At 62.9% G+C, this 19,599-nt stretch carries 14 protein-coding genes; 5 read left to right on the forward strand and 9 right to left on the reverse strand.

Features of this window, described 5'->3' with window-relative positions; genetic code table 11:
* Window positions 1-125: 125 nt before the first annotated feature.
* The 4 genes from GYH26_RS05235 to GYH26_RS05250 form a co-directional block, all read right to left on the reverse strand.
* On the reverse strand, window positions 126-1,526 hold the full coding sequence (locus tag GYH26_RS05235) for a sensor histidine kinase (protein ID WP_242006604.1): 1,401 nt from the start codon (window positions 1,524-1,526) through the stop codon (window positions 126-128).
* 76 nt (window positions 1,527-1,602) lie between these two features.
* Window positions 1,603-2,316, reverse strand: a complete 714-nt coding sequence (locus tag GYH26_RS05240; protein ID WP_161540760.1) for a response regulator — start codon at window positions 2,314-2,316, stop codon at window positions 1,603-1,605.
* Window positions 2,317-2,389: 73 nt separating this feature from the next.
* Window positions 2,390-3,538 (reverse strand): alanine racemase, encoded by a 1,149-nt coding sequence (alr, locus tag GYH26_RS05245; protein WP_161540761.1) that lies wholly within the window; start codon window positions 3,536-3,538, stop codon window positions 2,390-2,392.
* Window positions 3,539-3,598: 60 nt separating this feature from the next.
* Entirely contained in the window at window positions 3,599-4,657 is a 1,059-nt protein-coding gene (locus GYH26_RS05250; RefSeq protein ID WP_161540762.1) for a porin, read from the reverse strand.
* A 115-nt stretch (window positions 4,658-4,772) separates the two neighbouring features.
* Between GYH26_RS05250 and GYH26_RS05255 the strand changes: the two genes are divergently transcribed.
* The 3 genes from GYH26_RS05255 to GYH26_RS05265 all read left to right on the forward strand — a co-directional run bounded on the left by GYH26_RS05255 (window position 4,773) and on the right by GYH26_RS05265 (window position 9,769).
* A complete protein-coding gene (locus GYH26_RS05255; RefSeq protein ID WP_161540763.1) occupies window positions 4,773-7,088 on the forward strand; it encodes a S9 family peptidase in 2,316 nt (771 codons plus the stop codon).
* 62 nt (window positions 7,089-7,150) lie between these two features.
* Window positions 7,151-8,455, forward strand: coding sequence for a dihydroorotase (locus GYH26_RS05260; RefSeq protein ID WP_161540764.1), 1,305 nt, complete (start codon window positions 7,151-7,153; stop codon window positions 8,453-8,455).
* Between the two features lie 69 nt (window positions 8,456-8,524).
* Entirely contained in the window at window positions 8,525-9,769 is a 1,245-nt protein-coding gene (locus GYH26_RS05265) for a D-alanine--D-alanine ligase family protein (RefSeq protein ID WP_161540765.1), read from the forward strand.
* On the opposite strand, the gene GYH26_RS05270 is transcribed toward GYH26_RS05265, so the two are convergent.
* Window positions 9,744-10,625 carry a pseudouridine-5'-phosphate glycosidase gene (locus GYH26_RS05270; protein ID WP_161540766.1) on the reverse strand — a complete coding sequence of 294 codons (882 nt, stop codon included), beginning with the start codon at window positions 10,623-10,625 and terminating at the stop codon, window positions 9,744-9,746. The two genes, GYH26_RS05265 and GYH26_RS05270, sit on opposite strands and share 26 nt — an antisense overlap.
* Window positions 10,626-10,647: 22 nt before the next feature.
* On the opposite strand from GYH26_RS05270, the gene GYH26_RS05275 reads away from it, so the two are divergent.
* Window positions 10,648-11,190: a hypothetical protein gene (locus tag GYH26_RS05275; RefSeq protein ID WP_161542372.1), complete on the forward strand. Its 543-nt coding sequence runs from the start codon at window positions 10,648-10,650 to the stop codon at window positions 11,188-11,190.
* A gap of 99 nt (window positions 11,191-11,289) precedes the next feature.
* The gene (locus tag GYH26_RS05280) at window positions 11,290-11,775 is read left to right on the forward strand and encodes a BCAM0308 family protein (protein WP_014067425.1); all 486 of its coding nucleotides are present in this window, start codon (window positions 11,290-11,292) and stop codon (window positions 11,773-11,775) included.
* A 3-nt stretch (window positions 11,776-11,778) separates the two neighbouring features.
* Here GYH26_RS05280 and malQ read toward each other — a convergent pair whose 3' ends face one another.
* The 4 genes from malQ to GYH26_RS05300 all read right to left on the reverse strand — a co-directional run bounded on the left by malQ (window position 11,779) and on the right by GYH26_RS05300 (window position 19,588).
* A complete protein-coding gene (gene malQ / locus GYH26_RS05285) occupies window positions 11,779-13,323 on the reverse strand; it encodes a 4-alpha-glucanotransferase (RefSeq protein ID WP_161540767.1) in 1,545 nt (514 codons plus the stop codon).
* 179 nt (window positions 13,324-13,502) lie between these two features.
* Window positions 13,503-17,774, reverse strand: coding sequence for a T9SS type A sorting domain-containing protein (locus GYH26_RS15190; RefSeq protein ID WP_242006605.1), 4,272 nt, complete (start codon window positions 17,772-17,774; stop codon window positions 13,503-13,505).
* Between the two features lie 108 nt (window positions 17,775-17,882).
* Window positions 17,883-18,884 carry a T9SS type A sorting domain-containing protein gene (locus GYH26_RS05295; RefSeq protein ID WP_161540768.1) on the reverse strand — a complete coding sequence of 334 codons (1,002 nt, stop codon included), beginning with the start codon at window positions 18,882-18,884 and terminating at the stop codon, window positions 17,883-17,885.
* A gap of 59 nt (window positions 18,885-18,943) precedes the next feature.
* Window positions 18,944-19,588 carry a LuxR C-terminal-related transcriptional regulator gene (locus tag GYH26_RS05300; RefSeq protein WP_161540769.1) on the reverse strand — a complete coding sequence of 215 codons (645 nt, stop codon included), beginning with the start codon at window positions 19,586-19,588 and terminating at the stop codon, window positions 18,944-18,946.
* Window positions 19,589-19,599 lie beyond the last annotated feature (11 nt).

Raw genomic sequence — 19,599 nt, forward strand, 5'->3', positions numbered from 1 at the left:
TGGGCTGCGAGGAGCAGCCAGTCCCGAAAGCAAACGTGTGGGGCGTAACGCACGTTCCAGCAGTCAATACCCGAGCCAGTACCCACACTTCTAATTTACAAAGCAGGGGACAGTGGTGCAAAAGCTCAGGCGCTGACGGCTTCGTCCGCCTCGGCGTAGGGCAGTTCGAACCAGAAGCGGCTGCCGCGGCCCACCGTGCTTTCGACGTGAATGGCCTCGCCATGGGCCTGCAGGATCTGTTTGACGATACTCAGGCCCAGTCCGGTGCCTCCGCTGCGCCGCGAGCGGTCCGGATCGACCCGGTAGAAGCGCTCGAAAATGCGATCCAGGTGCTCCTCGGGAATGCCCCGGCCGGTATCGACGACCTCCACATGCACCTTGTCGCGACGCCGCCGGATGCGGCACCGGATGTAGCCCTCGTCCGTGTAGGAAATTGCGTTGTCGATCAGGTTGGTCAGCACCTGCCGGATGCGCTCCCGGTCGGCCCGCACGTAGACCGGGTCGTTTTCGGCCTGAATGATCAGGCCCTTCTCCTCGGCCTTGGGCCGGAGCATGTCGACCACTTCCTCGACCAGCTCCTGCAAATTGAACACGGACGGATGAATCAGATCGGCCCGGTATTCCAGGCGGGCAATTTCGATCAGGTCGTTGAACAGATTGTTGAGACGGTTCAGGTTCTGAAGGGCCTTTTCGACGTACCGCTTGCGTGTCTCCGGATCCATCGTGGGCGAGGCCAGGGCCTCCAGATACCCCCCGATGGAAAAGATCGGATTGCGGACTTCGTGAGAGACGTTCCCGATGAATTCGGTCTGCAGGCGCGTCAGGCGTTGCAACTCGGCGATCTTTTCCCGGAAGCTGTCGGACATCTTGTTGAGATGGTGGGCCAGATCCTGGAACTCGGCCGCCCGCGTATGCACCTGAATTTTCTCGTCGAAGTGGCCTTCGATGATGTTACGGGCGCTGTTGCGGATGGCACGGAGCGGGCCGGTCACCTTTTCCGTGGCGATCCAGCTTCCCAGCAGGGCCAGCACCAGCGCCGCCAGCATGCCTACCACCAGTGTGAGTTCCATCTGTCGAGCCAGCCGATACCAGAGGGGGGTCGGCTGACCCACGCGTACGATCCAGCCCGTCTCAGGGTCGTGCAGCACCACGTAAAAGACCTGACCTTCGGTGGTGAAGCGCTCGTAGAAGCGGACCGTCGCCTCGGCGCTGACCAGCGTGTCGAGCCGGGGAGGCGTGGTCTCGAGGATCGGCCGTCCGGCCTGGCCGTTCCAGATCACCGAATCGCCCCGGGCCAGCGTCAGGTGCAGTCCGGTCACGCGGCTGAGCAGCGCCAGCGTGGCGGGAAGTTCGTGAGAGGACGTTTCCGGAACGACCTGATAGAGCAGGCGCTCCGCCTGCGTGCGCAGCGTCTGTTCCATCGTGTTGCGGAGCCGGCCGTGCAGCACCAGGCCCGTGTACAGCCCGGTGCCCAGCACGGCCAGCCCCACAAACAGCGCAAAGGTCAGAAACATCCACGTGCGCACCGAAGCACGTGGCGGGAAAATCCAGCGCCAGATCCGGTACGCCAGACGTAGTGGACCCCGAGGCCGCCTGCGCAACTTAGCTTTCGGCGGGTTCATCCTCTTCCACGAACCGGTAGCCTACGCCACGCACCGTCTGGATATGCTTGGCGAAGTCGCCCAGCTTCTCACGCAGGTTTTTGATGTGGGCGTCGACGGTGCGCTCGGTGACCATCATTGCATCTTTCCAGATGCGCTCGAGCAGCTCCTGGCGCGTGAACGCCTTGCGCGGATGCCGGACCAGGTAACGCAGCAGCTCGAACTCCGTCAGGGTCAGACCCAGGTCGCGGCCGCGCAGCGAGGCCCGGTACTCGTCTTCGTAAATGGTCAGGTCCTTGACCTTCAGCGTGCGGCTTTCCTCGACGCCCACGCGGCGCAGCACGGCCTTGATACGCGCCAGCAGCACCTGCGGCGAGACCGGCTTGGTCAGGTAGTCGTCGCCACCCATCATGAGGCCTTTCACCTGATCCTCCTCCTCACTCTTGGCCGTGAGGAAGATGATCGGGATGTGCTCGGTCTCGGCCCGCGAGCGCAGGCGCTTGCAGACTTCGTAGCCGTCCAGGCCCGGCAGCATGATGTCGAGCACGATCAGGTCGATTTCGGGCGTGGCCTTCTTGAGCGCCTCTTCGCCGTCGTAGGCCTTTTCGACCTGATAGCCTTCCTCGCTCAGGAAGTGGCCGATAACTTCGACCACATCTTCCTCGTCGTCGACGACCAGAATTTTGATCTCCGAGGGTTCGACAGTACGCGGCATGGTTATTCACAAACTGTTGGTGGGAAATAAAAAGCCGGTCGCTTCAACGCCGGATTATAAATATAAGTTTTCTTCAGAAGTTCTCCACAGAAGAGGAAACGGACTGGCGCTGTTCCTGATAACGACGGGGGACGCGTCGCGCGGCCGCACAGCTCAGTTCGTAGGGGATGGTTTCAGCCCAGCGTGCCACTTCGGCGATGGAAGGGCCTCCTTCGCCGAAAAACACAACCGGCTCGCCTTCCTGCACGTCCGGGGCGGTTTCCGGATCGCCCAGATCGATCATGGTCATGTCCATGCAGACGGTGCCCACGATGGGAAATCGGCGCCCGTGCAGCCCCACCTGACCGCGATTGGACAGCCGACGCGGAATGCCGTCGCCGTAGCCGGCGCCGACGACGGCGATACGGCGCCAGCCGGGGGCCGTCCAGGTGCGGCCGTAGGAGATCGTGGTACCCGGCGGCACGGTGCGAACCTGCACGATGCGGGCTACGAAGCGCATGACCGGACGCAGTTTGTCTGCGCCGGGCAGCTCGGGACGGGGCAGGTAGCCGTACAGCGCGGCACCGATGCGAGCCTGCTGGCGGCTGTCGCTCCAGTAGGAAGACGGCAGCGTGAACAGCGCGCCGCTGTTGGCCACGTGCCGCACCGCGAAGGCGTCGCCGACCTGGCGCCAGAGCTGCTCGAAGCGCTCCAGCTGCTCCTGCACAAAAGGATCGCCGGGCTGCTCGGCCGTGGCCAGATGCGTGCACAGTCCGACCAGCGTGACGCCCGGCGTTCGCTCCAGCCGGCGGATGATTTCGGGAGCCTCCTCCGGCCAGATCCCCAGCCGCCCCATGCCAGTATCGACCTTGACGTGTACCCGGAGGGGACCATAACGCGGTGCGGCCGCGCAGACTGCTTCGGCCAACAGGGGCGACGAGACGGTTACTTCGACCTCGTGCGCCACGCAGGCCGGTAAATCCTCAGGAAAAGCGGGGCCCAGGAGCAATATGGTGCCCGTAACGCCGGCCTCTCGCAGTTCTACGGCTTCGGACAGTCGGGCGACCGCAAAGTGGCGCATGCCCGCCTCCTGCAACGTACGGGCCACCGGCACCAGACCATGTCCGTAGGCGTCGGCCTTGACCACGGCAATCAATTCGGCCGGACCCAGTCGCCGGCGCACCTGCTCCAGGTTGTGCCGGAGATGCCCCAGGTGAATTTCCACAAAGGCCGGGTGCAACACGGTCGGATCTCCAACTGCGGAATGCCGCGCCGCTGACGCTGCAGCCCGAAAAAAAGATCCTTAAAAAATGAGCTGCCACTGAACGACCAGCAGCCGCTGGACGATGCCGCGTTCGGTCGTGTAGGCGACGGTCAGGCGCTGGCGCTCGTAGCCCTCGCCCCGATAGGCGCTCGGGCTGATGCTGAAGCCGACGGTCAGGATGGTTCGATCCGGCTCGGTGCGGCCTTCGTCGAGCCGTTCGACTCGGGCGAAGGCTTCGGCGGCCCGATGCAGGCGCACGGCGCCCAGTACGGCACCACCCAGCAGACGGTCGGCCGGAACGGGCTCGTCGCCTTCCTTCCGGAAGTACTGGACGACCAGCCCGTCCAGCTTCAGGCGAAGCGGCCGACTGCCCGGGTTGGCGCCCCGGTACAGGTGCAGGCCATAGGATACGTAGCGCCGTCCCTCGGTGTTGGGGTTGCCAGCGCCGTTGTAGCTGATGAACCCACCGACTTCCAGTCCGTCCACGGCCTTCGGCGTCAGGGCACCGCCCAGGCTGACGGCCATGCCGGTATGCCGCACGCCCCCGGTGACATCGGTGCTGCTCGGGCTCTCGCGATAGTTGCCACGCAGCCGCTCCCAGCTCCCGTCGCCGTTATGCAGAAAAAGAAGTAGCCGGCCCTGCTCCCGGCGATAGGCTACCTCCAGGCCGAAGTCGCGGCCGTCGCTCCCGATGGTCCGGGCGCCCCAGCGCTCGGCGATGGCCGCACGTTCGACCGCGTCAATTTGCCGGTGTGAGGTCAGCGTCAACGCCCGGGGCTGTGCCGACGACAGGCGCCCCAACCGCAGCGACCAGTGCGGCGTGAGCCGATAGCCGATATACGCGTCGAGGATACGCGCCGAAGTACTGGTGCCGTCGAGCTGCAGACGAAACTGCCAGCTATCTGCCATTCGAGCATCGACGATCAGTCGCGCCCGCCGAATGCCGAAGCCCAGGCGCGTTCGGCCGGAAGGCTCGTGATGTCCATAGCTGAAGCGCGGCTGGAGCGTCCCGCCCAGCGTAATCGAAGGCGCCGAAGACGGCTGGGCCTGCACCGCGCAGGCGAAAAGACCAAGGACAAGACCAAGGTGAAAGCGCACGGCTACTCAAAAAGCAGGTCGCCGTAGAACGGGCAAAATGTACGGGCGCGCTCCCTTCTTTTCCAGCGCTGTCCTATCTTATCGCAGGATTCGCAAACAATCTGTTGTGAAGAAAATGAAGCGCCTGAAGCAAACCGGATGGATCCTGCTCGCACTTGTCCTGCTGGTGCCTGTTGCCGTGGCCCAGCAGACCGTACAGACGCGTCCGCACCTCACGCTGGAAGACATTCACGCTTCGCGCAAGTTCATCCCGGAATTCTTTCAGGGTGGACGCTGGGCCGAGGAAGGGCCGGTCATTCTGTACATCGAGTCGGATCCACAGACCGGCGCCACGCACCTGATTCGCTACAACCTGGAAACCGGCCGGCGGGAGCGTCTCATCGACGGCAACCGTCTGTATGCGCGCGACGTGGGCCGACTCATCCGTATCGAAGACTACCAGTACAGTCGGGACGGCCGCCGCGTGCTGCTCTACACCGACTCGGAGCGGGTCTGGCGCTACAACACGAAGGGTTTTTACTATGTCTACGACCTGGAGGCCGATTCGCTGCGGCCCGTTAGCGACCGCAGCAAGGGCTACCAGATGTTCGCCAAGCTCAGTCCGGACGGTCGCCAGGTGGCCTTCGTGCGCGACCGTAACCTGTATCTGGTCGATCTTGAAAGCGGTCAGGAGGTCCCGCTGACCACCGACGGCGCGCCGGACAGCATCATCAACGGCACGTTCGACTGGGTCTATGAGGAGGAATTCGGCCTGCGCGACGGCTGGGCCTGGAGCCCCGACGGCCGCTACATCGCTTTCTTCAAGCTCGACGAGTCGAAGGTGCCGCTGTTCACCATGGTGGACCTTCGGGAGCATTACCCGAAGCCCATCTCGTTCCGCTATCCCAAGGCCGGCGAGCCCAACAGCGAGATCCAGATCGGCGTGATCGACCTGCAGACCGGCCAGGTGCGTTTCTTCGATACCGATACCTGGTACGAAGGCGGCGATCGCTACGAGTACCTGGCCCGCATGGGCTGGACACCGCCCATCGACGGCCGCCATTACGTCTGGATGTTCCGGATGAACCGGGATCAGAACCACCTGGAGCTGCTCTACGGCGATCCGGCCACCATGTCGCTCCGCACTGTGCTCGAAGAGCACGCTTCGGCCTGGCTCGAAGTGGAGACAGGTTTCACGGACCTGGAGGCCGGCCAGATTACCTACCTGCAGGACAACCGGCATTTCGTCTGGATCAGCGAGCGCGACGGCTATCGCCACCTGTACCTGTACCGCAACGACGGCACACTGGTGCGCCAGCTCACGCAGGGGCCCTGGGACGTGACCGACTTTCATGGCGTGGACGAGCAGGGCGGCTGGGTGTACTTCACGGCCACGATCGACGGGCCGCGGGAGCGCCATCTCTACCGCGTGCCCCTGCATCCGGAAGCGTCCAACGGACAGGCCCCCGCGCCGCAGCGCATCACGCAGGAGCCCGGCACGCACGACGTCAGCATCTCCGGCGATTTTCGCTACTACATCGACACGCACACGCGCTTTCTCCAGCCGCCCGTCGTGACGCTGCACCGCATCATGGGCGAGCAGATCGCCGTGCTCGAAGGCAACGAGGCGCTCCGGGAACGGCTGGCCGCCTACGGGCTCCGTCCGCCGGAGTTTTTCACGGTGCCCGGTGCCGACGGCACGCCGCTGCAGGCCTACCTGATCAAGCCGTCCGACTTCGACTCCACGAAGCAGTACCCGCTGCTGCTGTACGTCTACGGCGGTCCCGGTTCGCAGACCGTGACCGACGACTGGGGCGGCTCCCGCATGCTCTGGCACTACTACCTGGCCGAGGAGCTGGGCATCCTGGTGGCCAGCGTGGACAATCGGGGGACCGGTGCCCGCGGCTACGCCTTCAAAACGGCCACCTACCGGCGGCTGGGGCAGCTCGAGGCGCAGGACCAGATCGCGGCCGCGAAGGCACTGGCGCAGCGTCCCTACGTCGATCCGGATCGCATCGGCATCTGGGGCTGGAGCTACGGCGGCTACATGACGCTCATGTCCATGCTCTACGGCGACGGGCCGCAGGTCTTCCGCGTGGGCGTCTCGGTGGCGCCGGTCACCGACTGGCGGCTCTACGACACGATCTACACCGAGCGCTACATGTCCACGCCGCAGAAAAATCCGGACGGCTATCGGCGTGGTTCGCCCATTGCGTACGCCGACCGGCTCTCGGACCGGCAGCGGCTGCTGATCATCCACGGCGATCTGGATGACAACGTTCACTTCCAGAACGCCGCGCAGATGATCGACGCGTTGCAACGGGCGGGTAAGCAGTTCGCCTTCATGATGTATCCGGGGCGCAACCACGGCATCTACGGCGGCAACACCCGCCTGCACCTGTTTACACTGATTACGAATTTTCTGAAGGAAAACCTGGTGGAGGCGCACTGAGCGGCCGGGCCCGTGCTATCTTTGGCACGGGCTTTTTGTTGCAATCAGGAAAAATCAGCGATATGGAATCGGGTGCGCGCAAAACGCCGGATCTGCTCATTCGGGGAGGAATCCTGCTCGATCCGGAAACCGGACGGCAGCGCCGGGCCGATCTGCTGATCCGTGGCGGCCGGATTGCCGGTATCGCCGAGTCGATCGAAGCCGACGACGTGCCGGTCTACGATGCCACGGGCAAGTTCATCTCGCCCGGCTGGATGGACATGCACGTACATCTGCGCGAGCCGGGCCAGGAGCACAAGGAAACGATCGAGACCGGCTGTCGGGCGGCCGCTTTTGGAGGCTTCACGGCCGTGGCCTGCATGCCCAATACCGACCCGCCCATTCATACGCGCGACGTGGTGGAATTCGTGATCGAACGCGGTCGGCGTACGCCGGTCGATGTCCACCCGATCGCCTGCGTGTCGAAGAACCGGGAGGGGAAGGAGTTGACCGAGATGGCCGATCTGGTCGAGGGCGGGGCGGTGGCCTTCAGCGACGACGGCGCACCGGTGCAGCACGGCGGCCTGATGCGGCGGGCGCTCGAATACGCTTCGATGCTCGACCGGGCCATCATCAACCACATGGAGGACCTTACGCTCAACCCGCACGGCCACATGCACGAGGGCGTGGTGTCGACGCGGCTGGGCGTGCCGGGCATCCCGCCGGTGGCCGAAGAGGTCATGGTGGCGCGTGATCTGATTCTGGCCGAATACACGGGCGGGCATGTGCATGTGGCGCATATCTCGACGGCCCGATCGGTCGAGCTGGTGCGCCAGGCCAAGGCGCGGGGCGTGCGCGTGACGGCCGAGGTCTGTCCGCATCATTTCACGCTGACCGACGAAGCAGTCGAGCGCACGGGCTTTTCGACGAACACGAAAATGCATCCGCCGCTGCGCACGGCCGCCGACATCGCGGCCATCAAGGAAGGGTTGCGTGATGGCACGATCGACGCCATCTGCACGGACCACGCACCCCACGCCAGCTTTGAAAAGGAGGTCGAGTTTATCGAGGCGCCTTTCGGGATCATCGGCCTGGAGACGGCCTGGGGACTGATCGGCCGCGAGCTGATCGCGCCGGGCGTGCTGACCGTGGCCGAGGCGGTCTACAAGCTGACGGTGGCCCCGCGTCGCATCCTGCGGCTACCCGTGCCCCGGCTGGCCGAAGGCGAACCGGCCAACCTGACAATTTTCGACACGACCACGCGCTGGGTCTTCGAGGAGCGGCACATTCGCTCAAAGAGCCGGAACACACCGTTCCTCGGCGAGGAACTGGTCGGACGCGCCTGGGCCATCTACAACCGGGGCTGGTTCGTGCCTCAGGAGCCCTGAACCTGTTTGTAGTAAGGCACGAAGCGATAGCGAAGTGCCCTTCCACCGAAGGGCTACAGCGGAAAGGACATGAAAGACCCTGCACAGCGTCTGCGTGTCGGCGTGGTCTTCGGCGGCGTGTCGCCGGAGCATGAGGTGTCGGTCATCACCGGGTTGCAGGCGGCCGCCGCACTCGACCGCACCCGCTACGAGATCGTCCCGCTCTACATCGCCAAGGACGGGAGCTGGTACACCGGGCCGGTGCTGCTGGAGCTGGAAGCCTATCAGGATCTGGACGCACTCCGGCGGGCGGCCATCCCGGTCCGGTTCGACCCGGCCGTCCACGGTCGGATGCTGCTCGTCGAGGCGACGCCGCGCCGCTGGCCCTGGCAGCGCCCCCGGCGCTACCTGGTGGACGTGGTGCTGCTGGCACTGCACGGCGGCGACGGCGAAAACGGCGGCGTGCAGGGCCTGTGCGAGACGCTCAACGTGCCCTACACGGGCAGCGGCGTGCTTGGCTCGGCGCTGGGCATGGACAAGGTGCTCTCGAAGCTGCTGTGCCGGGAGCAGGGCATCCCGGTGGTGGACTTTCGGTGGTTTCGCGAAGCCGACTGGGCCGGGCGCGAGGAGGAATGGCTCGACCGGCTGGAGGCCGAGCTGGGCTACCCGATGGTGGTCAAACCGGCCCGCCTGGGCTCGTCGATCGGCATTCAGCGCGTCGAAGACCGACAGGCGCTCGACGCGGCCATCGAGGAGGCCTTCCGCTACGACGAAAAAGTGGTGGTCGAGCGGGCCGTCCGCAACCTGCGCGAGATCAACTGCGCCGTGCTGGGCGATCCGTCGGAAGCCCGCCCCAGCGTGCTCGAAGAACCCGTGCGCAGCGATCCGTCGAAGCTGCTGACCTTTCAGGACAAATACATGCGAGGCAGTGGCAAGACCGGTCGCCGCGGAAGCAAGCAGCAGGCGCCGCAGGGCATGGCCTCGCTGGATCGCATCATCCCGGCGCCGCTCGACGAAGCGCAGACCCGCGCCGTTCAGGAGATGGCCGTGCGTGTCTTTCAGCTTTTCGAGTGCGCTGGCGTGGCCCGCATCGACTTTCTGCTCGACGACGACACGGGTCAGGTCTATTTCAACGAAATCAACACGATTCCCGGCTCGTTTTCCTTCTACCTGTGGGAGCCGGTGGGCGTGTCGTTCGATGCGTTGATGGACGAACTGATCCGGCTGGCGCAGAAGCGCCACCGCGAAAAGAACGGACGCGTGCGCTCCTACGACGTGAACCTGCTGTCGGTGCGCAGCCTGCAGGGTCTCAAGGGGGCGAAACAGCGCTCTTAGCCAGCGCCCGGGCGATCCGGGCGGCCACGATGGCATTCTGCTCCAGCAGGGCGATGTTGGCCTGCAGTGCCCGCGAGCCCAGCCGATCGCGCAGGCGGGCCAGCAGGAACGGCGTGAGCGCTTCGGCCCGCAGTTGTTGGGATTCGGCGTCCCGGAGCGCCTGTTCCAGCGCGGGCAGTACCGTCTCCGGAGGCAATGCCACCCGGTCGGGCGGCGGGACGGTCACGAGCACGGCGCCGGGTAGCCCCAGCCGCATCCGGGCCCGGTACAGGGCCACGACTTCTTCCGGCGTGTCGCAGCGGACGTCGACAGGCAGGCCGCTCGTGGCGCAGTAGAAGGCCGGCATCGTGTCGGTCCGGTAGCCTACGACCGTGACCCCGCGGGTTTCGAGCTGTTCGCGCGTGGCCTCCAGATCCAGGATGATCTTCGGGCCCGAACAGACGACGATGGCCGGAATGCGGGCCAGCGCCTCCAGATCGGCGCTGATGTCCGCGGCGGGCCGGCCATCCACGCGGCGATGGACGCCGCCGATGCCGCCGGTAGCCATCACCGGGATGCCGGCGCGCCAGGCCAGGTGCAGCGTGGCGGCCACGGTCGTGGCGCCGTCCAGTCCGCGGGCCACGACCACGGGCAGGTCGCGCAGGCTGACTTTCCGGACGTCTGAAGCCGCGGCCAGACGGCGCAGCTCGTCGGGCCGGAGTCCCACCCGAACCTGGCCCTTCAGGATGGCGATCGTGCAGGGGCGCGCGCCTTCAGCGCGGATGGCCGCCTCGCACCGCCGGGCGGCGTCCAGGTTATGCGGGGCCGGCAGCCCGTGCGCAATGACCGTCGATTCCAGCGCAACCGCAGCGTCCATGAACGACTTCTGTGGTGAAAACATGCCACGTACTGCTTACACAAGTTACATCCGGGGTGTCCTTCTGTTCAAATGGAGCCTGCTTTTGCTCTGGCTGGCCGGATGCCGGAGCGGTGCGCCGGAACCCTCGCCGCACGATGCCCGCACCCTCCGGCCCGGAAGCTTTCTCGTCGTACTGCAGGGCACGGTAGCCGACACACTGGAGGGCCTGGCCCGCTTCCGACGCGATACCTCCGGTACCGTCGTGGTCGATCTGATCGGCCGGCCGGATACCACCCGCGGACTTTCGCTGGAGCTTCCTCCCGTGGAGGCCGATACGCTGGAGGCCGTGCGCCGATGGGTACCGGGACCGGAGCGCGGAGCGTTCGTCGTGGGCTATCTGGCCTGGCCGCCCTATACGTTCGTCACCGAGGCCGGCGAGCTGGTGCTCGCCGAGCGTGAACGGGTCGATCGGGTAGCAGGCACGTTCCGGCTGGCGCTGGGCGCGATGGACTTGCGCACCGGAGAGCTACTGGAGATCGAAGCGCTCGGAGCGTTCGTGGCGATCCCCGCTTCGGAAAAGTAACCCGCCGACTTGACTTCGGATGCGCTTCTTTTAATCTTAACATATGAGGTGGCCGCAGGTCACCATGCGCTACCTGTTCATTTCAATCCAGAGGGGCCTATGTTTCGAAGCAGCCATGGCCGAAAGGATCGGATCCTGAAGCAGCGTCGGCGGGATGCCTACTGGGAGCATCAGAAGTGGCCGGAGCCCACGCGTTGCCCGGATTGCGGCGCCGTGTTCATGGGCGGGCGATGGACGTGGGAGGAGGTGGCCGAAGCGGTGCACGAGGCGCGGTGCCCGGCCTGCCGACGCGCGGCCGATCGCTACCCGGCTGGCTATGTGGAGCTGGCGGGTGCGTTTCTGAGGGCGCACCAGGAGGAGATTCTGAACCTGATTCACAATCTGGAGGAACAGGAAAAACAGGCCCGTCCGCTGGAGCGCATCCTGACGATGGAAGTGCAGGACGGCCGCTGTCACGTCACCACGACGGGCGTACACCTGGCCCGACGTATCGGCGAGGCGCTGGCGCGGGCCTATCAGGGCGAGCTGGACTTTGCCTACGCCGACGGCGACCGGGTCATCCGCGTGCACTGGCACCGCGACTGACCCTTACGAGGCCGGTAGCAGCCGGCCATAGATCTCCGTAAGTGAGCGCAGCCGCTCGGCCACGTCCGGGCGGAGCTGGTCGGCGCGCAGGCGCCAGGACCAGTTGTGCGGGCCGCTTGTGCCGGGCGTGTTCATGCGGGCCTCACTGCCCAGGCCGAGCACGTCCTGCATGGGAAACACCACGAGCTCGGCCACCGAGGCCATGAGCGCACGAATGCAGGTCCAGTGGATTTCGCGTTCGCGCTTGCGGTCCAGGTCCAGATAGGCGCGAGCGTATGCTTTGGCGCGGGCGACGACCTCCGGCGGCAGCGTGGTTTTGTTTGCGCCCCGCCACCAGCCCACGATCGTGTCGTTGTCGTGCGTGCCGGTGTAGGCCACCAGGTTGCGCGTGTAGTTGTGGGGCAGGAAGGTGGACGTGGCGTCGTCGTCGAAGGCGAACTGGAGCACAGCCATGCCCGGAAAGCCGAAGCGCTCCATGAGCTCGGTCACGTCGGGCGTGATGACGCCCAGGTTTTCGGCCACGATGGGGAGCGGCCCCAGCTTCTGCTGGATCGTCTCGAAAAACTCGGCACCGGGGCCGGGCACCCAGCGGCCGTTGACAGCCGTCGGTTCGCTGGCCGGAATCTCCCAGTAGGCGGCAAAGCCCCGGAAGTGGTCCAGCCGGATCAGGTCCACTTTTTCCAGCAGGGCGGCAAAGCGTTGCGTCCACCAGTGATGGCCGGTCTCGCGCGAGACGTCCCAGCGGTAGAGCGGATTGCCCCAGCGCTGACCCGTCTCGCTGAAGTAATCGGGCGGCACGCCGGCCACTACCGTGGGATGGCCGCGCTCGTCCAGATGGAACAGGTGCGGATGGGCCCAGACGTCGGCGCTGTCGTGCGCGACGTAGATCGGGATGTCGCCCATGAGCCGGATGCCCCGCTCGTGGCAGTAAGCCCGCAGGTCCATCCACTGTTTGTGAAAGAGGTACTGCCAGAACTGGTGCTTGCGGAACGAACGGGCCAGCTCCTGGCGGGCGCGATGCAGCGCGGCGGGGTCGCGTCGGACCAGCTCGATCGGCCACTCGGTCCAGAGCGCGCCGCCGTGCGCCTCCTTGAGCGCCATGAACAGCGCGTAATCGTCGAGCCAGTAGGCCTGCTTTTCGCAGAAAAGCCAGAAGTCGGTTTCGTCCACACGTTCCGGATGCGCTTCGAACGTGGCGTAAGCTTTCTCCAGCAGGTGCTGCTTGTAGGCGATCACCCAGTCGTAGTCCACACGGTCTTCCGGAAACGCGGGCGGTCGGGCGATGTCGTCGGGCTGTAGCAGGCCCTGTTCGACCAGCCGCTCCGGACTGATCAGTAGCGGATTGCCGGCAAACGTCGAAGGGCTGGCGTAGGGTGAAAAACCGAGTCCCACGGGCACGAGCGGCAGCATCTGCCAGAGCCGCTGGCCGGCCTCGACCAGAAAGTCGACAAACCGATAGGCCGCCGGACCCAGATCGCCGATGCCGAAGGGCCCCGGCAGCGAGGTCGGGTGCAGCAGAATCCCGCTGGAACGAGGAAGACCGTGCATGAACGTCTGCAGCTTCTGGTGGCACAAAGACGCTTACGGCGGCGCCAAAAATACGGGATTCGACGGCCGACCGCAGGGAAAAGCCTGTAAAGAAAAAGAAAGCAGCGACTTGCTTACATGAAAAAGGCCAGGTAGCAGACGAACCGCCACCTGGCCTCTGGGCCGTTTGCTTCGGACGCTCAGTGCACCTTCAGGAAAGAGCGCACCTGATGCGTTCTGTCTGCTTCGAAGCGGACGAAGTATATGCCACTTGCCAGGGCCGACGCTTCCCACCGCAGTTCATGCCAGCCGGCCGGCAACTCGCCATCGACGATGCGGGCTAACTCGCGTCCCAGCACGTCGTAGACGATCAGACGGACCCGACGTTGTCCGGGCAGGCCAATGCGGAAGGTTGTCCGTGTTGTAAAGGGATTGGGGTAGGGTCCCTCAAGGGTTGGATTTTCCGGTAGTCTATCCGGAGACGAAACGGCCACCGGGGAAGGACGAATCAAGTAGCGGATGCTGCTTTCGTTGTTTTCCAGACCGCGCACTTCGCCCGCTCGCATCCGAACCCAGGCTGTGACAACTCCGGTATCGGGTACGGTGGCTTCGATATCCAACCGGACGTGGGCTGAATCGCCAGGGCCCAAATTCGACCCGTCACAGGCCCATCGATCGGTCAATTGCACACAGGACCACCCTTCCGGAGGTGCAAGCTGGCGCACCGACAGGGACGATGGGATCAACAGGTAGACGCGCAGCGCGTTGGCCGTGTCCGGTCCTTCATTGTAGACGATGAAGGACCACTCGCGGGATAGACCAACGGTGAGGGTATCACTGAGAATGCCGGCCAGCAGTCCGACCTCTACCGAACGCGTAAACTCATGCACTACTTCCGGTGTGAGAATGGGCGGATTGTAATCGAAAACAATGCTGGCCCGGTTGCGAATGACGGTGCCTTCCTGTACCCCACGAGGACGTATCGAAAACGTAACAAAGCCCTCGCCTTCCGGAGGATTGACGTTAGGGGGCAGATTGATTCCTTCGTAGGTGAAGGTCAGGACGTTTCCGTCAATCGAGACGGTCAGCAGCGAGTCATGGGAAGCACTCAGTAGCTGGAAAGAAGCAGGGTCCAGAAAAGCACTCAGCGTATCCCGGATAACCACACGCTCGGCAGGAGCGGTAGCTTCGGGACGGTTCTCAAATTGGATGGTGTAGACGATGGAGTCGGCCGCATTGGCGAGCGGTACGAAGTAACGTACGCAGCGTTGCTCTGTTTTGCCGTCGATTTCGACCGTGCCTACCTCGCAGGCATAGTTGGCAGAAGCCGTCGTCTTATCGTTGGGATCCCATGGGCCTCGAATATTGGGCTTGCTATCGCAGCGGTACGGCGGGCCATCGGGCAACGGCGTACAGGGAGGCTGATTGAGCACATCCTTCTGACGCATGGCACATTCGGCCCACAGGGCTCCGAAACCATTGGTTGCTTTCAGACCCTGTGTTGTAAGTATTTCCAACTCATCATTGGGACTAATATCGCCATCTTGATTGGCAGCGCGATAGCTGTCTACAACACTCTTGGCCTGATTTTTAAAATGTCTTTCAAATTCCTGACCGAAGGCATCGGCACAATCCGAAGCAGTCTGGACGACATTGATGGCGGGCAAGACACTACCTAAAGCACGCTCTTTAGCCTCGTCAATGATTTCACCGATGATCTGTTCAAGGTACCACCAAGCGGTTGTTTTGGCCTGACCAAATAGCGATTGCTCTGCAGGTGGCAGTTGTTCCAGTACCTCGTCAACCGCTGCGTCGATGATCTCATTCCAGGAAGGTGGTGTCTCAGGCGGAAAGATAACCTGCCCCAGGGCTCCGCAGATATTTGCCGCGTTGAAAATTGCATCGACGGTTATTGCTTTCAGTTTTTTCCTGGATATTTCCGCCAGCGCAGACTTGCTGAGGGTTACCTGTTTACCAAAGGGTAGCCGGAGTTTGATTTGATCCTTATCCTCATTGAGCGGGCGTTTCCCGGCTTGGGGTAGCTCCCAGATAATATACTGGGGATCAATCCCGACTACTACCGGAATTCTTATGATCTGCCAGGGACGCATTTTGAGTAGAATCATGGATTCGGTAGGATCATCCGGGTTGAGATGCACAAGCGGCCCGGCCTGGATGCGCACGGCCGGTGCGTCGATGGCGAATTTTAACAGATAGTAGGTTGGCCCCTGTGTGTAGTTGGTCGCATTGATCAGATCCAGATAGAAGGTGCGCGAGTAGGGAGGCGGCAAGATCGGAATGCCGACGATTCCGCTTTCACGCCAGACGGCTACCGACAGCGTAGGCCGTACAAAGACATTTAGCGTGTCCTTTCGGAAGCCAACCCGGTCCACAACGAGCCGTGCCGGACCGATGAAAGGCACATCGCTCAGATCCAGGGAAATGGAGGCCACTTCGGCATCCAGCGGTGTAAATTGGCCCGTGATCAACGTATCGACATCAGGATCCTGAAGCAAGACGCGCACTGAATCACTCCACACACCACTGGCCAGTAACAGCTGATTTTCGGCAAAGGCGAACAGGCTGTCGGAAGAAATAAGGGTGATCGCTTCATAAGCCGTTCGATTGACCACCGTCAGGAGAAGGGCGGTCGGTGTAACAGTGGGCGTGAAGGTATAACGAGGACTCGAGCTGGTCAGATAGCCTATCTGTCCGGATAAACTACCGGTCAGACTGGTGGCGAGGGTATACTGCTGACCTACCGTAAGTTGAAGCGTGTCCGGCAGCAGTATTTCGACTATGGGGCGGTCGAGTTGAAGGGCTCGTGTGGCGACCAGCATCGGAAGCTGGCCGGTCGCGTCGAAACGTCCCCGCAAACGGCTACCGGTTTCAAAAACTACCAGAGGAGCATCCAGCGTCAGCCCGCTTTCGATCACACCACCATTGAACACGCGGATTTCCTGAGCAGCTGTAAGCGAAGACAGACCGACGATCGTTCCGTTTTCCTGAATGTGAATGCGCTGTACCCGCAGTAAATTACCACCCAGGCTGACGTTGCCTGCGATGATCAATGTCTGCAGGTTTAGCGATCCAAAAGCCTGAATGTGCCCACCCTTCCATGTCAGATCACTGTAGACGTGGACTTGGCTTTGACCGCTGACGGAGAGCGTGTCGCCGAGCAGTTCAAAGCGCAGCAGTTGGCGATTGTAGTAGCCGACGAGCCAGGAGCGGCCGTTGGAGAGGTTGACATGCCAGCGGCCGTAGTTCTGGATGGTGGAAGTGGGTTGATTGTCATTGGAGACGAGCCACCAGATATCGTTGTTGCCCTGGAGCGTGGTGGAGCCGTAGTTGGTGTAGCTGCCGCCGCTGGCGAAATACCAGGTGCTGGGGAAGAGCTCGACGCTGCCGTAGTTGATCAGTTGGCCGGCGATGGTGACGTCGCCGGAGGGAGTGTAGAGTCGGCCGCGGTTGAGGAGGCGTCCGGCCAGGCGGGCGCCGTTGCCGAGGCCGAAGCCGTTGCCCTGGAAGTTGAGGACGGCGCCCCGGGTGGAGTCGGCCGAGGTGAGCGTGCCGCCCCACTGGCCGAAGAAGCCGCTGCCCTGGACGAAGGCTTCGACCGAGTCGGCGACGATGGTGGTGCCGCGCAGGTAGAACGCGTTGAGCGAGTCGATGCGGAAGACGGGCTGGTTTTGCAGCAGGGCCAGGCTGAAGACGTGGACTTGGCTTCGGCCGCTGACGGAGAGCGTGTCGCCGAGCAGTTCAAAGCGCAGCAGGTGGGGGCGGTAGTAGCCGACGAGCCAGGAGCGGCCGTTGGAGAGGTTGACATGCCAGCGGCCGTAGTTCTGGATGGTGGAAGTGGGTTGATTGTCATTGGAGACGAGCCACCAGATATCGTTGTTGCCCTGGAGCGTGGTGGAGCCGTAGTTGGTGTAGCTGCCGCCGCTGGCGAAATACCAGGTGCTGGGGAAGAGTTCGACGCTGCCGTAGTTGATCAGTTGGCCGGCGATGGTGACGTCGCCGGAGGGAGTGTAGAGTCGGCCGCGGTTGACAAAATATCCACTTCCTGCAATACGCCCCCCGTTGCCAAAAAGCACTTCGCCCCGTACGACGAACGAATCTGCCAGCACTGCTACCACGCTCCCCGACCCGAAAAGCAGTCGGGAGCCTTCGGCCATTGATCCACCTTGCTGAAGCGTAAGGGTGTAGTTGCGCAGGTCAAACGTATTATCACGCCCCACGATCAGCTTGCCGACCGTGACACTTGAGGTCAACCAGACATCAAAAATGCGATCTGGCGGACGGTCTGGAATGAAAGCAATATCATCAGGCCCTGGAACTCCTTCGGGATCCCAGTTGGAAGCGAGGTTCCAGTTACCCGAGCCGCCTTCTCCGGTGAAGGTGTAGAAGGTCTGGGCCTGCAGCGTCTGCGCTGTAGCCACGAATACCAGAAACCCGAACAGCAGCCGTTTCATGGTCGGAAACATGATGGTCCGGAAACTGGCTGATTTAGATAAATCGCGGCCGCTTCCTCGTCAATCACCCGTTCGGGTGATTTATCGCCTCGTGCGAGCCGGGCGATGTCATTCCCAGAGCACGGTCCGGGTCAGCTGCCGGGAGCCCAGTTTCAGGCGGAGCAGGTAGAGGCCGGCGGGCCAGACGCCCCGCGGAATGGCGAGTTGATGCGTGCCCGGCGGGTAGGGCCGCGGAGGCGCCTCATAAACCGGGCGTCCCAGCAGATCGTAGAGCGTCAGGGAGACGGTAGCCGGTGTCTGCAATGGAAAGGCTATATGGAGCACTTCCTTTGCCGGATGGGGGTAAAGCGCAAGGGGCGGTGTTTCTTCGGCGAGGGGCTCGACGGATACCGGATTGAGCGAAGAACCCTCTGCATGGACCTGAAACAGCAACACGTCGAGCCAGCGCATGTATTCGGTGTGGGTAACGATCGCGGCGTATTTCAGATCGGGTTTGTCGTGATGATAGACCACCAGGTAGAGGGAAAGCGTCGAAGAACTGCTTGTGTAGGGATAGCCGGGTTCGTTGGCAATGCCGTCCCGGTCGGGATCGAAGTCCACCAGCGCGCGCTGTAGCTGTTGGGGACCGAGATTGATGGGATAGATCGGATCGGCCAGCCAGACGATCCAGGGCGTCTGCTGCCCTGGATCATAGGGGCAGTAAAATAGATACAGCGGCCAGGCATAGAGGAATGGATCGTAAAAACTACACCCTCCGAAGGGGGCGGCACCTTGACAGTAACTTTGATGCATAGCATCCCACGACTCTCGGATGAAGCGACACTCCGTGTCGACATACAGCCCCGTAGGGATGGTGGTGTAGGCATTGTTGACAATGCGGGGGACGTAGAGTTCATAAGCCTGTTTCTGACTGTTCCACTGGAGTTGCATCCAGGTAAAGGGTACCGAACCATACTGCTTACAGTTGTAGGGTTGTCCATCCTCTGTCAGCTGGCAATTGTAACTCCCTTCTTTCACTTGGACCCGATAGAGGGTTCGATTAAGCGGAAGGGATTGCGCCTGAAGCAGCAGCGGCCATAGCCCTGCCAGTAATAGCCAGCCCCGGTTCATGGCAGGAAGTGACTGGTTCGCGTCTGACACAAGTTATTCAGAGTAGCATCGGGAGAAAATCACCCGTTTGGAGTATGTCGGCCGTATCGGAGAAAGCGGGCGGCCGCCTCGGTGCGGTTGTGGACCTGCAGCTTACGGTAGATGTGGCGGATGTGCGTGCGGACGGTCTCGGCGCTGATCTTCAGGCGTTCGGCGATTTCGGCATTGGAAAATCCTTCGGAAAGCAGCTGCAAAATTTCCTGCTCGCGTGAGGTCAGGGTACGCAGCGCATTGGCCGGAGCCAGCTCTTCCCGAAACAGCTCCAGCACCCGACGGGCTATCCCGGCCGACATCCACGAAGCCCCCTGACGGACGGTTCGGATGGCCTTGAGCAGTAGTTCGGGCAGATCGCGCTTGACTAAATAACCGGAAGCCCCGGCCAGGATGGCTTCCAGGATGTGCCGGTCGTCGTCGAAGACGGTCAGCACCAGAAACTCGGTACGGGGGAGCACTTCGCGTAGACTTCGGATCAGCTCCAGTCCTGAACCGTCAGGCAGGCCGATGTCGACAAGCACGACGTCCGGGCGCAGTTGAGGGAGGGATTTCAGCGCGGCCTGCACTTCATTGAAGCGCCCCACCAGGACGAGGTCGTCGCTTGTCTCCAGCAGGAAAGTAACCGTGTCCTGCACGATCGTTTCGTCCTCGACCAGTGCCACCCGGATCATGAGCGCTCCAT

Source organism: Rhodothermus marinus (assembly GCF_009936275.1).
Lineage (GTDB): Bacteria > Bacteroidota > Rhodothermia > Rhodothermales > Rhodothermaceae > Rhodothermus > Rhodothermus marinus_A.

Excerpts from the sequence above, each read along its gene's own strand:
- GYH26_RS05240 (WP_161540760.1), bottom strand. The coding sequence starts at position 2,316 with ATGCCGCGTACTGTCGAACCCTCGGAGATCAAAATTCTGGTCGTCGAC.
- GYH26_RS05255 (WP_161540763.1), top strand. The coding sequence starts at position 4,773 with ATGAAGCGCCTGAAGCAAACCGGATGGATCCTGCTCGCACTTGTCCTG.
- GYH26_RS05260 (WP_161540764.1), top strand. The coding sequence starts at position 7,151 with ATGGAATCGGGTGCGCGCAAAACGCCGGATCTGCTCATTCGGGGAGGA.
- GYH26_RS05265 (WP_161540765.1), top strand. The coding sequence starts at position 8,525 with ATGAAAGACCCTGCACAGCGTCTGCGTGTCGGCGTGGTCTTCGGCGGC.
- GYH26_RS05270 (WP_161540766.1), bottom strand. The coding sequence starts at position 10,625 with ATGGACGCTGCGGTTGCGCTGGAATCGACGGTCATTGCGCACGGGCTG.
- GYH26_RS05275 (WP_161542372.1), top strand. The coding sequence starts at position 10,648 with ATGCCACGTACTGCTTACACAAGTTACATCCGGGGTGTCCTTCTGTTC.
- GYH26_RS05280 (WP_014067425.1), top strand. The coding sequence starts at position 11,290 with ATGTTTCGAAGCAGCCATGGCCGAAAGGATCGGATCCTGAAGCAGCGT.
- malQ (WP_161540767.1), bottom strand. The coding sequence starts at position 13,323 with ATGCACGGTCTTCCTCGTTCCAGCGGGATTCTGCTGCACCCGACCTCG.
- GYH26_RS15190 (WP_242006605.1), bottom strand. The coding sequence starts at position 17,774 with ATGAAACGGCTGCTGTTCGGGTTTCTGGTATTCGTGGCTACAGCGCAG.
- GYH26_RS05295 (WP_161540768.1), bottom strand. The coding sequence starts at position 18,884 with ATGAACCGGGGCTGGCTATTACTGGCAGGGCTATGGCCGCTGCTGCTT.
- GYH26_RS05300 (WP_161540769.1), bottom strand. The coding sequence starts at position 19,588 with ATGATCCGGGTGGCACTGGTCGAGGACGAAACGATCGTGCAGGACACG.